Origin of the sequence: Microbacterium sp. A84 (assembly GCF_051842815.1) — a bacterium.
Classification (GTDB): Bacteria; Actinomycetota; Actinomycetes; order Actinomycetales; family Microbacteriaceae; genus Microbacterium.
Genome location: NZ_JBPXMS010000001.1, coordinates 1,621,831 through 1,635,520, shown reverse-complemented (window position 1 = coordinate 1,635,520; position 13,690 = coordinate 1,621,831). Strand labels below are relative to the sequence as shown.

Here is a 13,690-nt window from a genome sequence, read left to right as displayed (position 1 = left end):
CAAGCCACTGCTCAGATGAACATGACGCGCGGTTCAGGGTAGTCGGTGTATTCGCGCCCTAATGGGCTGGTCCACACGAGGGTTCCCTCTGGTTCCTGTCGAACTGTCCAGCGGTAGCGTTCATCGACGTCGGGATGCTTCAACGGGTGATGACTGGTGCAGAAGTCAGCGAGATTGCCGAGCTCGGTCTTCCCGCCGAGAGCCCAGTCTTCGTTGTGATCGATCTGGCATCGCGCCGTCTTCGCCCGGCATCCGGGGAATCGGCAGTGCTGATCACGTGCCCTCAGATATTTCTTCATTCGACTGGATGGGACATAGGTATCGACGCCGGTGACCATGCCTGCCGGGTCGAGGAATAGGCGGGTAAAGCTGGATGCCTGACCGGCGAGGTCGCGGGCCAGGTCGGGGTGAATGGGGCCGACTCCGTCGAGCTGAGCCATCTTGTCGTCCCGCCCGGCGAGGGTATTTGCTGCGACGGTGACCTGTACGACGGGGCGGAGTGCCTCCATAATCGTGCCGATCGTAGCCGTGGGGTCGGCGGTGAGCAGCAGGTCGGTGATGAAGTCCGCGCGGCGTTGGTTCATGGTGCGCGTGTCGTCCATCGCGCGAGCTGCGGCGCTTGCGCGATCCATGATCGCGTTGATGAACAGTTCGGAAGTGGTCAGGATCAGCTGCGCCAGCCCGTCCGCCGTGGGCCGGGTCGTCACTTCGCGCTCTTCGAATGCTTCTCGGTGTGCCTCTTCCATACTCACCGGGCGCAGGGCTGCCGCGACGGCGAGGGCATGCACGCGAGTGCGGGCCGCGGTCGTGGTGCACGCGTAGGGGAGCACATCGTGCTCGTACGCGGCGATCAGCGTTGCGCCGCCATCTGCTGCGTCCGATTCGGATTGGGGCGCGGCCTGCACGATCACTTCGGCATGTCGGCGGCTGATTCGCCCCTCTCGCAGCGCCTGCAGCGTTCCGCGGAAATCGCTGGACAGTGCCACTGCCATGCAGAACTGCTGCTCCATTGTGCTGGGGGAGACGTGCCCGGCTGCGGCGAACTCCGCGAACATCGACCGCTGCGCCATCGAGCTGTACGTGATGCCTTCTCCGGCCTCGTGCCGCTGCAGCTCGTTCCGCTCGGCGAGCACTTCGACCCGACGTGCCTCTATCTCGGCGATCTGCCCGCCGAGATCGCCCCACTCGTCGAGCAACGCGGCCCTGCGGTCGTCGGCGACCAGAGGATCCGTTCGAAGCTGCGTTGCGATGGGCATATTCTATTGTCGAACAAAAATACGAGAAAATCAAGAGTAAACTCGCTTCTTCTCGTACGTAGATACCCAGTATGTATATTCGAACTCGAGTATCAGCGGTCAGAGGTCTCTGCGAGCGACCGCAGTATGTCGAGCTGTCCTGTGTTCCAGGCGAGTTCGCTGAGCACATGCGTGTACAGGCTCAGAACGGTTCGTGGGCTACGACCTGTGACGACATCAGCAAGGTCGAGGCCCGCGAGATTCGATCGTGAGTGCTGATGGATCTGTTGGCTGTGCTGTGTGATGGAGGCGATACTGTCGGCTTTGCGTGTCTTCCACGAGTTTGCTGTGGCAACAGGGAGGCCGAGTTCGGCGCGGGGGCGGCCGGTGATGGCTTCCCCGAACCAGACTCCCTCCACGTAGGCGGTGTGGCGCACGACGCCGAGGAGGGAGGGCCTGTCGGGGGCGGGCGTCGCACGTGCTTGCTGTTCGGAAAGACCGTCGAGGCTGCTCAGGATGAGTCGACGGTACTGCTCGATTCGCCTGTCGAAATCCTGCCGCGTAGTGAAGCCGGAGTCGGCGTGGTGCTGATTCATTGACGGTCGTTCCTTTGTGCGATGTGTCTCGTGTCAGCGGTCGATGAAGGCGAGGATCTCTCGAACCACCGCATCGGGGTTCTCTTCGGGAAGCCAATGCCCGGACTCGGGAATTTCCACGGCGTCCTGCAGATTATTGAACAACGGGGTGAGCGTGGGCATCGTGTTCGCGAGGGATCCGGTCGCTGTAATCAATTTGGTAGGAACGCTGACCGGCCCGGCGAGGTCATTGTCGAGCTGATCCTGTTCGAGTGTGCGGTAGAGCTCGAACCCGTTACTGAGCTTCTCTGGCTGGCTGTAGGTGCGGGCATACTCGTCGATCTGCGCGCTCGAAAACGGCGGTGATGTGCGGTCTCCGCCGAACGCTGCACCACCGAACGCGACTTGCGTGTAGAACTCCGCGAGGTATGTGCGGACGTCGTCACGGTCATCGACGATCTCTTCGGGCAAGGGTTTCTGGCTATTGAAGCTCATATGCCAGGAGAAGGTTCGGTACTGCTGCGCAGGGAGAGCCGCGCTGCTGGGGAGGGGGTAGTCCATGTGGACGTAGCTGTTTACGTGGTCGGGAAATTGAGCGACGTACTGGAAGCCGACGCCTGCACCGAGGTCGTGAGCGACGAGATCGACGGACCCGAGCTGCAGGTGATCGTCAAGGAGCGTGTTCACGTACTGTGCGAGGGTCTTCTTGTCGAAACTGCGCGGCGAGCCATCGCTGTCCCCCAGGCCGGGAAGATCGATTGCGTACACCGTGTGATGTTCGGCGAGGGCAGGCATGATGTCCCGCCATTCGAACCAGGTTTGCGGCCAGCCATGGATGAGGACCAGGGGTGGCCCCTCTCCGCCGGTGACGTAGTGCATCTTCACGTCGTCGATGGTCGCGAACTCGTGCGTGAACTGCTGACTGAAATCGTTGTCGCCTCGCGTCGCCGCGTCGTAGCGGTCGTAGGTGGCGACCGCGGCGGGTGCGGCCGTGGGGAAAGCGATGCTGGCGCCCACCGGAACTCCGATCGCCACACCCGCTGCAAGTACTGCCGCGAGTGCCCCCACTATCCAACTTCGTCGCCATCCCGATCGTCTTGGTGCTTGATTCATAGTTTGATCATTGCGAGGATGTTTGGGGATATGCGAACCATGTCCCATATATGCAAATTACGGAGCGCGGATGATGACGATGGCGGATGAGACGGTGCTCGAGCGGGTTGGCCCTCGGCTACGGGCCTACCGACAGGCGCTCGGTCTCACGCTGTCGGATCTCGCCGCGCAGACCGGCCTCACGGTCAGCACGATGTCACGTCTTGAGACGTCGCAGATCCGCCCCACGTTGGAGCAGCTGCTGCCGCTCGCGCGGGTATATGGCATCCCTCTGGATGAACTTGTCGCCGCTCCTGCACATGGGGATCCGCGTGTTCACCTTCGCCCTGTTCGCAAAGAAGGCTTGACCTTCGTGCCTTTGGGAATCAACAGGGGAGAGCTGCAAGCGTTCAAAGTGATCTACCCGGCCGTCGCCGCATTGCCGCCTGCGAAGTTTCACTCGCACCCCGGACGGGAATGGCTGTACGTCCTCTCCGGAAAGATTCGATTGGTGCTCTCAGAGCAGGCGACGGAACTGTCAGCCGGGGAAGCGGCGGAGTTCGATACCCGTGTCCCCCACTGGATCGGCAACGCGCTCGACGACATCCCCGCCGAAATCATCGCGATCTACGGTAGGCAGGGCGGCCGGCTGCATCTCGCAGACGTCTGAGACCGAGTCTCTGCGCGGCACCGCTACGGCCGCGCAACCACAATCCCCGCAGCCGTCGCGGGAGAGTCCATCGCCATGAGTGCGTCAGCGGCGCCCTGCAGATCGGTGAGGCCGCCGATCAGTGTGGCTGGCTTCAGTCGTCCGTCTTCGATCATCGACATCATCGCCGGGTAGTCGGATGCCGGCATCCCGTGTGAACCCGTAACTGACAGTTCCCAGGCGATCACCCGATCCCACGGGAGCGCGGCATTCGCGGCAGCTCCGAGCATGAGCCCGACCTGCACGTGTCGTCCGCGCCGACGGAGACTCCGGACAGCCGCACTGGCCGTCGCTGGAGAGCCCAGCGCATCGATGGTCGCGTGTGCGCCGCCGCCGGTCGCCCGCACGACCGCATCGACCACATCGACGGGACCAGCGGACTGCACTACCTCGGCCGCTCCGAGCTCGCGCGCTCGAAGCAGCGCGGCATCCGACACATCAATCGCGGTGACGCGGGCGCCGAGCGCGACGGCGATTGTGATCGCCGACAGGCCCACGCCGCCGCATCCGAACACGGCGACCTCATCGCCGGGGCCGACTTGCGCGTGAACGGTCACTGCCCGGAATGCTGTGGCAAACCGGCATCCCAACGCGGCAGCTGTTGTGAAATCGAGCGACGCTGGTAGCGCCACGAGATTGAGATCGGCGGCGTGCACGACGACGTATTCGGCGAATGAGCCCGCGTGCGTGAAGCCGGGCTGCGTCTGGTGCGGGCATACGTGCGCGTCGCCGCGGCGACACGTGTCGCAGTCGCCGCAGCCATTGACGAACGGCGCAGTGACGCGGTCTCCGACGTGCCAGTTCTGCACAGTGTCGCCGACCTCGGAGATGGTGCCGGCGAACTCGTGACCGGGGATGTGGGGCAACGCGACAGGGTCGTGCCCCCGCCATGCGTGCCAGTCGGAACGGCATACTCCCGTCGCGCCGACCCGGATTATCACACCGTTCGGCGGGCACTCGGGGGTAGAGACTTCGAGGACGCGTGGTGTCGCACCGATCGCGTCGAACATGACTGCCTGCATTCGTCCAGTATTGGGGACGGATTGCTCCCTGACAGAACTTCGCAACTGGAGTAGGGTCTGCGGCATGACAACTGCATCGACGCAGACTCAAAAACGCGAGGCCTTCGGCTCTCGGAACGTGTTCATCCTCTCGGCCATCGGCTCTGCCGTCGGGCTCGGGAACATCTGGCGCTTTCCGTACGTCGCATATGAGGGCGGTGGCGGGGCGTTCCTCATCCCGTACCTGTGTGCGCTGCTGACCGCCGGCATCCCGCTGCTGTTCTTCGACTACGCGATCGGCCATCGCTTTCGCGGGTCGGCGCCGCTCGCCTTCCGGCGCATGCACCGCGCTGCTGAGCCGCTGGGATGGTGGCAGGTCCTGATCTGCGTGGTCATCGCGGTCTACTACGCCGTCATCGTCGCCTGGGCCGCGATGTACACCTGGTTCTCGGCGCAGCTCACCTGGGGGCCGGGAAACGAGAGCGACTTCTTCTTCACGGACTTCCTGCAGATGGCGGATGTCACCGAGGTCGGCGTCTCCACCGACTTCGTCCCTCAGGTCGGCATCCCGCTGATCGTCGTCTGGCTGGTCGTCATCGTGATCATGGCGCTCGGCGTCAAGCGCGGCATCGGGCGGGCGAACATGGTGCTCATGCCGCTGCTCACGGTGATGTTCGCCATCCTCGTCGTGCAGTCGCTGTTCCTGCCCGGTGCGATCGACGGGCTCAACGCCTTCTTCACCCCGAACTGGGAGGCGCTCGCCGATCCGGGTGTCTGGGCCTCGGCATACGGACACATCTTCTTCTCGCTGTCGGTCGCGTTCGGCATCATGGTCACCTACTCCTCGTACCTCAAGCGCAAGACCGACCTGACCGGCTCCGGCCTCGTCGTCGCATTCGCCAACTCTGGGTTCGAGATCCTCGCCGGCATCGGGGTGTTCGCCGCTCTCGGCTTCATGGCTCAGGCGCAAGGAACAGATGTGGCGGGTGTCGCGACATCCGGCATCGGGCTCGCGTTCATCGCATTCCCGACGATCGTCTCGCAGGCGGCTGGTGGTTCGATCATCGGAGTGCTGTTCTTCGGAGCACTGGTCTTCGCCGGCATCACCTCGCTCATCTCCATCCTCGAAGTGATCGTCGCGGCCCTCCAAGACAAGCTCGGCTGGGGACGCGTTCGCACCACCCTCACCGTGTCGATTCCGCTCGCGGTGATATCGATGGCTCTGTTCTCAACGACGACGGCGCTGGCAGTGCTCGACACAGCGGATGCCTTCGTCAACGCCTTCGGCATCATGGCCGTCGCTCTCGTAGCCATCATCGTGGTGGCCTGGATGCTGCACAAACTGCCGGCGTTGCAAGAGCACCTGAACCGTCGCTCCAGCTTCCGCGTCGGACGTATCTGGCGTCTGCTGATCGGCATCCTCGGCCCGGTCGTGTTGGGTTACCTGTTCATCAGTGAACTGATCACGAAGATTTCGGACCCGTACGGCGGCTACCCGGTCTGGTTCCTCTCGATCTTCGGCTGGGGGATGGTGATTGCGCTGGTCATCCTCGCCGTTCTGCTTTCGCTCGTGCCGTGGCGCGCACGCTCGCATGCGAAGGATGACCCGGACTACGACGAATTCCTGGGCGAGGAGCGCTACGACCCTGACCCGGAAACAGACACGATCCGCATAGCGACGCCGACGTCGCAGGAGAAGGGAACGGGCGCATGACCACCGCAGCAATCATCTTCATGATCGTCGCGATGATCACGGTTTGGGGCGGGCTGATCGCCGCGATCGTGAACCTTGCGCGTCACCCCGAGGTGGCAGAGACGGAACCCGCGCCGCCGGTCGAGCTCTGACGCAGGAAGGGCTTCCGCTCGCGGCATCCACGGCGCACACTGGTCTCGTCACTCAACGTGACTCACCGAGCAGCGAGGAGCAGTCATGGCGTACAAGGTCGGATACTTCGTCGGAAGCCTGTCGTCCACATCGATCAACCGCGTGCTGTCGAAGGCGTTGATCAGCGTGGCTCCGGACGATCTTGAGTTCACCGAGATTTCGATCGGTGAACTGCCCCTTTACAGTCCCGACCATGATGCGGACTACCCGGCCGAGGCCCGCGCTCTGAAGGCTGCGATCGCGGCGAGCGACGCGGTGCTGTTCGTCACTCCCGAGTACAACCGGTCCATCCCCGGTGCACTGAAGAATGCGATCGACTGGGCATCACGTCCGTGGGGTCAGAACTCCTTCGATCACGTCCCCACTGCGGTGATCGGAGCATCCATCGGCGTCATCGGCACCGCCGTGGCGCAGCAGAGCCTGCGCGCCGTGCTCGCGTTCTGCAACGCCAGGCAGATGACTGCTCCCGAGGCGTACATTCACTTCACCCACGAAGTGTTCCACGACGATGGAACGATCACGAATTCATCGACGGAAGAGTTCTTGCGCGCGTACATGGCGGAGTACCGCGAGCACATCCAGCGTGTTCTGACGGTGCTGCCGCGACAGTAGGCGCGATGGTTGCTCCCACCCGAGTTGCGTTGCGGAAGCTCGCGGCTAGGGCGAGTTCTCGTGGTGACCGTAGTCGGGCCGCACCGCCTGCGGGCGCTGGCTGGTGCCCTCGCCACCTTCTCGTCCGCCGAATGGGCGTCCGTGGTCGGCGAACTCGTCGCGCCCGAAGACGAGCAGCCATGGCCCGGCAGTGAAACAGGATCCGGTCCGAAGCACCTCCGAACGCTCGCCTGATTCGGTTTCCGCGTCGTGATGGTCGGAGCTCATCTCGCCCTCGCCGTGCAGCGTGAGGACGTACTCGTCGCCGTCGTCGTGAACGATCGTCGCGTGTATCGGATCGGTTTCTGTCAGGAGAAGCTCGTTGCCGGTGGCGGCGCCGATGTGCACGATGTTCGTTGTGATGTGGAACACGAAACGGTCATCGCCGCGCGTGATGCGCAGATGCGGATCTCCAGCGCCCCACGTCGCGTGCGTCGTGGTCGGTTGATATCCCTGAGGGTCAGTCATCTTCATCAGCCCTTCCATCCGGACCTACAAAAAATCTACGCGCTCTGAAGGCGGATGCCAAGGGGTTGACCGCGCACGATACTTGTGCGCTGAGTCGAGGAGTCGGCGGCAGCGACAGCGACGTGACGCAGGGTCATTCTGGTGGGCCTTGAGCCCGAGACACGCCATGATGGACAGATGGCACTGAGCAACTGGGCAGGCAACGTCGTCTTCACACCCGCGGACGTTCTGCGTCCCGTGGACATCCCCGACGCGCAGCAGCTGATCGCGACCGCGTCGAAGATCAGACCGCTCGGCACTCGCCACTCCTTCAACGACATCGCGGATGCCGCGCAGCTCATCTCGTTGAGTGACATCTCATTGCCGTTCGAACTGGACGAGGCCGCGCGCACTGTCACGGTCCCTGGCGCTGCTCCCTACGGGGCCGTCGCAGCCTTCTTGCAGGAGCACGGCTGGGCGTTGCACAATCTCGGCTCGCTGCCGCACATCTCGGTCGCCGGAGCCACAGCCACCGCGACACACGGCTCCGGCGATGCAAACGGAGTGCTCTCCACCGCCGTGCGTGGCATCGAACGCATCGGCACCGACGGCGAACTGAGCCGGGTGCGCGCGGGAGATCCTGACTTCGACGGCAGCGTCGTCGCGCTCGGTGCACTGGGCGTCATCACCCGCATGACTCTCGCGATCGAGCCCACCTACGACATCTCCCAGCAGGTCTACACGGGTGTCGCCTGGGAGACGTTCCTCAGCGAATTCGACGAGATCATGAGTGGCGCGTACAGCGTCAGCGGCTTGGGTCGATGGAGCAGCCCGACCCTGTCGACACTATGGTTCAAGAACCGTGGCGACGGGGTGGAAGCTGCGGCACAGCGTTTTGGCGGCGACCGCGTTACGGCTGATGTCCACGCAGTCATCGAGGGCGATGCGCCTGATGACAACATGACTCCGCTCGGTACCAGCGGAGCATGGTCGAGCAGGCTCGCCCACTTCCGTTTCGACCGCGCACCCAGCGCCGGCGGCAACGAGATCCAGTCTGAGTTCTTCGTGCCGCGGGCGCACGCGGTCGACGCGCTGCGCGCCATCCGGCCGCTCGGGGACCGAATCGATCCGCTGTTGCATGTCAGCGAGTTCCGCACCTTCGCGGGCGATGATCTCTGGCTCAGTGGGGGAGAAGGCGGTCCTCGGGTCGCCATCCATTTCACGTGGCACCAGCGCCCGGCTGAGGTCGCCGCACTCCTGCCAGACATCGAAGCCGCGCTTGCGCCGTTCACACCCCGCGCGCACTGGGGCAAGGTCTACAGTCGCGGTTTCGATCAGGCAGCGGGGTTCCGGCGGCTCCCGGACTTCACCGCGCTTGCCGCACGCGTCGACCCCGAGGGCAAGTTCCGCAACGCGCATCTTGACCGAGTGTTCGCGGTTCGGTGAGCCCGAGCGCAACGTCGGTGTCGCCTTCAGTCGATGTCGTCTTCAATCGATGTCGTCTTCAATCGAGGTTGCGTAGGCGCGCGCGCTGCAGTTTCCCCGTTGTTGTGCTGGGCAGCTGATCAACGAATCTGATCTGGCGCGGATATTTGTAGGCTGACATCCGCTCGCGCGTCCATGTGATGAGTTCCTCCTCGGAGAGCTCCGCACCCTGGCGCAGCACGACGTAGGCTCGGATACTTTCTCCGCGCTTCGCATCCGCATATCCGACTACGGCGGCCTCACGCACTGCCTCATGGCGGACCATCATCCCCTCGACCTCTTCGGGGTAGACCGAATAGCCGTTGGATTTGATCATGTCTTTGCTGCGGCTCTCGAACAGCAGGTACCCGTCCGCGTCGATGCGTCCGATATCGCCCGTGCGGTACCACCCGTCGAACATGGCCTCGGCCGTGGCCTCGGGAAGGTTGCGGTAGCCGACGAAAACGCTCGGTGACTTCACCAGAATCTCACCGGCCTGGCCCTGCGGCATCGTGCGCGCGGGATCGTTCGGGTCGGCGATGCGGATCTCGGTGTCGAAGACGGGCTTCCCATGGCATCCGTAGCGGATTGCTTCTGGCGGCATCTGGGTGTTGCCGGTGTGCGTCTCACTCATTCCGTAGGCCCACTCAAACATCGGTGCCCCGCTGTACTTCTCCCACTGATCAGACAGCTCTTCAGTGATCTGCGCGCCAAAGCTCGTGCCGGGCGAGAGCCTGATGGCGGAAAGGTCGACCCGCGAGATGAGATCGCTGTCGAGCATGGCGGTCACCATCGGAGGCGTCGTGTAGGTCACGGTGACGCGATGCTCCTCGAGGTCGCGCAACAAAAGGTCTGGGTCAAACCGTGCCTCGAGAACCGTGGACGCTCCCACCATGAGCGGGCTGTTCATGCCGACCGTCATGCCTGCAATATGGAAGATGGGCATCGCCGCAGAGAAGACGTCCTCATGGGTGAACCCATACGTCTGCACGGTCGCCGCAGTCTTGAACTCGGCATTGCGGAACGACAGCATCGCTCCTTTGGGTTTTCCGGTGGTCCCGGATGTATAGATGATGAGCGCGACATCGTTCTGCATGTCGATCTCTGCACCGGAGACCACATCTGCACGACGTGTGACGATTTCACCAAACCGCGCGGTCTCGAGAACCCCCGCGTCGTGCACTGGCTCGACCGTGTCGCGGACGGGCAACCGGTCGGGTGCTGCGGTCGCCTCGGACCACCGCGTGAGCACGACCGTCTCGACCGAGGTGCCAGTGGTGGCGCGGAACACGGGGAGGAGATCGTCGAAGGTGAGCAGCACTTTCGCGCCGAGATCCCTGAGCTGGTACTCGAGCTCCCATTCCTTGAACATCGGGTTGCATGGACCGGTTGTCCCGCCGAGGCGCTGGATGGCAAGACTTGAGATCACGAATTGCGGGGAGTTCTGCATGAAGACCGCCACGGTGTCACCGCGGGATACCCCGCGTCCCGCAAGATACGTGGAGAGCTGCTCGATCTGACGCTGGAGCTCACCATAGGTGTAGGTCGTTTCGGCAAAGTGGATCGCAGGGCGTGTGGGATGCGTACGCGCATGCGCTTCCACGTAGGCGTGCAGCGGAAGATCTCGTACCTGTGTGTCGCGAATCGGCACCGCGTTCATCGTTACTTCCCTTCGTACTGCGCGTCGCGCCGGTGTGTGAACGCGAGCTTGCCCTCGGCGAAATCATTCGTCAGTACGCTGCCGACTGTTGCACCCACCTGCATTGCGAGGGCATCCTGCGCGCTGAGCGTTACGGAGGCGTTCAATGCTGATTTCATGAGTCCGATCGCACGGGTCGCGGAGATCGCAAGCCGATTGACCATGGTGCGCGCCAGATCGTCGACGTCTTGGTCTTCAGAGCTGAGCGCTGCGACGATGCCCAACGTATGAGCCTCTTCAGCGGTGATCATATCGCCGAGGAACAGTAAGCGGTTTGCGAGGTGGCGGGGCGCCCGTTTGGGCAGCAGGCTCGTGCCTGCGGCGATGCCTCGGAGTACGAACGGCAGCCCAAACTTCGCGGTGGGCTCCGCCACGATGATGTCGGCGGCGAGCGCAATCTCGAAGCCCGCCCCCAGTGCGTACTTGCGTACGGCCACCACGATGGGTTTGTGGATTTCGAGTATGCGCCTCACGATGCTCGGGTAGCCATCCGCGTATTTGTCATGGAGATCACTGGGCTCCGGGTGCTCTGGCGTTCCCATGTCGATGAGGTCATCGCCTGCACAGAATGCTCGTCCCTCACCACGGATCAGGATCGCACGCACACGCTCGTCGACCGCGGCCTCATCCAGCGCGGCATTGATCGCAGCGATCATGCTGTTTTCCAGCGCGTTGAGTGCGTCGGATCGGTTCAGGCTGATCGTGCACACCCCGCCCACTGTTTCGACAAGTACGCGTTCAGACATGGTCTTCCTCCAGTTGCGACGTGAGTCGCTCCCTAATATCGGCGGGGATGGGCGTCGGCCGTCGGTCCTCACCGACGTGCACGTACACCACCTCCCCGGTTACGGACACACGCCCGTCCTGCACGATGGTCTCGTGCAGGACGAGCGACGTGCGTCCAATGCTGGCGACGCGGCACTCCACGGTCACGTCCCGTCCGTACACGGTCTCGTGATCAAACGTGATCGTGTACTTCTTGACGATGAGGGGCCAGTTCTCGAGCGAACGATCGGGGCGGAACTCCGCGAAGAGATCAGCCCTGCCCGCTTCGAACCACGCCGGAGGCACCGTGTTGTTGATGTGCCCGACCGCGTCAGTATCGCTGACCCGTGGCGCGATGATCGTGGTGTACACGCGTCTGTCTCCTACTTGCTGTCCGACGCCAATACGGCGTTTGCTTCGGGCCTCTGCTCGTCGTCCGCCTCGATGAATTCACGCTCGTGGGCGATCGTGATTCTCGCGAGTTGTTCGGGGCGCGGCGGCTTCGTCACGAGCGATCCGACGATGCACGCGATGAGCGAGAGCGGCAGCGAGACCGTGACTTGCGAAAGCGCGGGCATCGCTGTGCCCCACAGCAAGACGAGGTACGAAATCGCGCCAACGATCACGCCGGCGAGTGCACCGACGTTGTTCATCCGCTTCCACCACACGCCGAGCAGAGTCGGGAAGAAGAGCCCCGATGCCAGAAGCCCGACTGCCGCGCTGTAGAGCAGTGTGAGCAGTTCGGGCGGGTTCAGCGACAGCACCAGCGTCAGAACACCGAAACCCAGCACACTCCAACTGGTGAGGCGACGCTTTGTCTTGTCGTTCATATTCGGCTTGAGTTCTGCGACCAGGTCGTATGCGAACGCGCCACCGAGTGCCAGCAGCATTGCGCTGACGGACGACATAACCGCAGCGAAGATGCCCGCATACGCGAGGCCAGCCACCCAGGCGGGCGTCTGCTTCGCAAGGAAGATGAGGAATGTCGTGTCGGGTGCGGCGAGATCGTCCCCGCCCTCGAGGATCACGACAGCGGCCACGATGAACACGGTCGTGACGACTGCGGTCACGACGTATAGGCCGAGGCCGATCGCGAGCGAGGCGCGACCCTGCCGCTCGTTCTTCGCGGCGAAGATACGCATCACCGTGTGCGGTAGCACCGCGTTGACCGTCGCCCAGATCACGAATGCGCCGATGTAGGAGGCGAGCGGGAACGATTCCGCGCCTTCCCACTGCGGGCGAAGCGTCGTCGCGAGGTCGTACAGGTTTGCCGCACCGCTGTTCGCGCCGAGCGCGAAGCCGCCGCAGATCACGACGACCGAGATCATCAAGAGGCCCTGCACGAAGTCGGTGAGCGTCACCGCCCGCATGCCACCGTAGAAGGTGTAGAAGATGTACACGACGCCGACGCCGATCACGGACCACTCGTATGAGAATCCGAAGAGCTGCTCACCCAGCATTCCGCCGACCTTCATCTGTGCGACGAGGTATGCGACGAGGGTGCCGATCAGAATCAGCGGGACGATGACGCTGAGGGTCTTGCTGTTGAAGCGCTTGCGGATGAACTCCGGTACGGTCGCAACATTCATGTTGCGCAGCGTCTTGGCGAGGAAGAACGTGGTGATGAGATATCCCAGCGCAACGCCAGCGTTGTAGGCCGTGATGTACCCCCAGCCGCCGGCGTACGAGAGGCCGATGTTGCCGAGCATGGTGCCGCCGGTTGCGAACGCCGCAAAGATGGCGAAGCCGTTGACCCACACGTTCACATCGCCACTGCCGGTGAGATAGTCCTTGCTGGTCGACTTCTTCGACCGCATCCGGGCATACACACCGACCGCCACCACGAAGATGAGGTAGATCGCAAGAATGATCAGGGGAACGATGTTATCGGTCATGGTTCAGCCGCTCCTCTCTCTGGCGCGGGTCAGCACCAGCATCTTTGTCTCGAGTCACCACGAGGTCGATGATCAGCACGATAAATCCGACGAACATGATCGCCATGAGCGAGATGTTGATGATCGGTATCGATCCGACCGTCGTCTCGTATGACCAGGGCGTCAACGCCACAATCGACATCGCGATGACGACGAGCGTCGAGATGAGGCGGAACTTCGACATCTTGAAGAACCCCCGAGACGCCGATGTCCGAGGTTGTTGGTTTGGCACA

The 13,690-nt window shown here is 63.1% G+C and carries 15 protein-coding genes; 5 read left to right on the top strand and 10 right to left on the bottom strand.

Translation table 11 applies throughout. The annotated features are described in order from the left end of the window. Window positions 1–11: 11 nt before the first annotated feature. The 3 genes from ACSU04_RS07905 to ACSU04_RS07895 all read right to left on the bottom strand — a co-directional run bounded on the left by ACSU04_RS07905 (window position 12) and on the right by ACSU04_RS07895 (window position 2,878). Entirely contained in the window at window positions 12–1,256 is a 1,245-nt protein-coding gene (locus ACSU04_RS07905; protein WP_439289006.1) for a DUF222 domain-containing protein, read from the bottom strand. A gap of 92 nt (window positions 1,257–1,348) precedes the next feature. After that, window positions 1,349–1,831 (bottom strand): mycothiol transferase, encoded by a 483-nt coding sequence (locus ACSU04_RS07900; RefSeq protein ID WP_439289005.1) that lies wholly within the window; start codon window positions 1,829–1,831, stop codon window positions 1,349–1,351. A 33-nt stretch (window positions 1,832–1,864) separates the two neighbouring features. Further along, window positions 1,865–2,878, bottom strand: coding sequence for an alpha/beta fold hydrolase (locus tag ACSU04_RS07895; protein WP_439289004.1), 1,014 nt, complete (start codon window positions 2,876–2,878; stop codon window positions 1,865–1,867). 118 nt (window positions 2,879–2,996) lie between these two features. Between ACSU04_RS07895 and ACSU04_RS07890 the strand changes: the two genes are divergently transcribed. Continuing rightward, a complete protein-coding gene (locus tag ACSU04_RS07890; RefSeq protein WP_439289003.1) occupies window positions 2,997–3,572 on the top strand; it encodes a helix-turn-helix domain-containing protein in 576 nt (191 codons plus the stop codon). 23 nt (window positions 3,573–3,595) lie between these two features. On the opposite strand, the gene ACSU04_RS07885 is transcribed toward ACSU04_RS07890, so the two are convergent. Continuing rightward, a complete protein-coding gene (locus ACSU04_RS07885; RefSeq protein ID WP_439289002.1) occupies window positions 3,596–4,633 on the bottom strand; it encodes a zinc-dependent alcohol dehydrogenase family protein in 1,038 nt (345 codons plus the stop codon). A gap of 64 nt (window positions 4,634–4,697) precedes the next feature. Between ACSU04_RS07885 and ACSU04_RS07880 the strand changes: the two genes are divergently transcribed. The 3 genes from ACSU04_RS07880 to ACSU04_RS07870 all read left to right on the top strand — a co-directional run bounded on the left by ACSU04_RS07880 (window position 4,698) and on the right by ACSU04_RS07870 (window position 7,109). After that, complete coding sequence (locus tag ACSU04_RS07880) at window positions 4,698–6,326, top strand: sodium-dependent transporter (RefSeq protein WP_439281559.1); 1,629 nt, start codon at window positions 4,698–4,700, stop codon at window positions 6,324–6,326. Continuing rightward, on the top strand, window positions 6,323–6,457 hold the full coding sequence (locus ACSU04_RS07875; RefSeq protein ID WP_439281558.1) for a methionine/alanine import family NSS transporter small subunit: 135 nt from the start codon (window positions 6,323–6,325) through the stop codon (window positions 6,455–6,457). The genes ACSU04_RS07880 and ACSU04_RS07875 overlap by 4 nt, the downstream gene beginning before the upstream one ends. Window positions 6,458–6,542: 85 nt before the next feature. Continuing rightward, window positions 6,543–7,109 (top strand): NADPH-dependent FMN reductase, encoded by a 567-nt coding sequence (locus ACSU04_RS07870; RefSeq protein ID WP_439281557.1) that lies wholly within the window; start codon window positions 6,543–6,545, stop codon window positions 7,107–7,109. A gap of 45 nt (window positions 7,110–7,154) precedes the next feature. On the opposite strand, the gene ACSU04_RS07865 is transcribed toward ACSU04_RS07870, so the two are convergent. Next, a complete protein-coding gene (locus ACSU04_RS07865) occupies window positions 7,155–7,622 on the bottom strand; it encodes a hypothetical protein (RefSeq protein ID WP_439289001.1) in 468 nt (155 codons plus the stop codon). A 171-nt stretch (window positions 7,623–7,793) separates the two neighbouring features. Here ACSU04_RS07865 and ACSU04_RS07860 point away from each other — a divergent pair, with 171 nt between their 5' ends. Then, window positions 7,794–9,041, top strand: a complete 1,248-nt coding sequence (locus ACSU04_RS07860; protein ID WP_439289000.1) for an FAD-binding protein — start codon at window positions 7,794–7,796, stop codon at window positions 9,039–9,041. A 58-nt stretch (window positions 9,042–9,099) separates the two neighbouring features. Here the strand turns inward: ACSU04_RS07860 and ACSU04_RS07855 are convergent, their stop codons facing one another. Genes ACSU04_RS07855 through ACSU04_RS07835 form a run of 5 tightly spaced genes read right to left on the bottom strand, consistent with a single transcriptional unit; the run spans window position 9,100 to window position 13,641 of the window. Beyond that, window positions 9,100–10,719 (bottom strand): class I adenylate-forming enzyme family protein, encoded by a 1,620-nt coding sequence (locus ACSU04_RS07855; protein ID WP_439288999.1) that lies wholly within the window; start codon window positions 10,717–10,719, stop codon window positions 9,100–9,102. Between the two features lie 2 nt (window positions 10,720–10,721). Beyond that, a complete protein-coding gene (locus ACSU04_RS07850) occupies window positions 10,722–11,504 on the bottom strand; it encodes an enoyl-CoA hydratase/isomerase family protein (protein WP_439288998.1) in 783 nt (260 codons plus the stop codon). Beyond that, window positions 11,497–11,895 carry an acyl-CoA thioesterase gene (locus ACSU04_RS07845; RefSeq protein ID WP_439288997.1) on the bottom strand — a complete coding sequence of 133 codons (399 nt, stop codon included), beginning with the start codon at window positions 11,893–11,895 and terminating at the stop codon, window positions 11,497–11,499. Before ACSU04_RS07845 ends, ACSU04_RS07850 begins: the two co-directional genes overlap by 8 nt. A gap of 11 nt (window positions 11,896–11,906) precedes the next feature. Next, window positions 11,907–13,418 carry a sodium:solute symporter family protein gene (locus ACSU04_RS07840; protein WP_439288996.1) on the bottom strand — a complete coding sequence of 504 codons (1,512 nt, stop codon included), beginning with the start codon at window positions 13,416–13,418 and terminating at the stop codon, window positions 11,907–11,909. Beyond that, the gene (locus ACSU04_RS07835) at window positions 13,408–13,641 is read right to left on the bottom strand and encodes a hypothetical protein (protein WP_439288995.1); all 234 of its coding nucleotides are present in this window, start codon (window positions 13,639–13,641) and stop codon (window positions 13,408–13,410) included. The genes ACSU04_RS07840 and ACSU04_RS07835 overlap by 11 nt, the downstream gene beginning before the upstream one ends. Window positions 13,642–13,690: the final 49 nt, after the last annotated feature.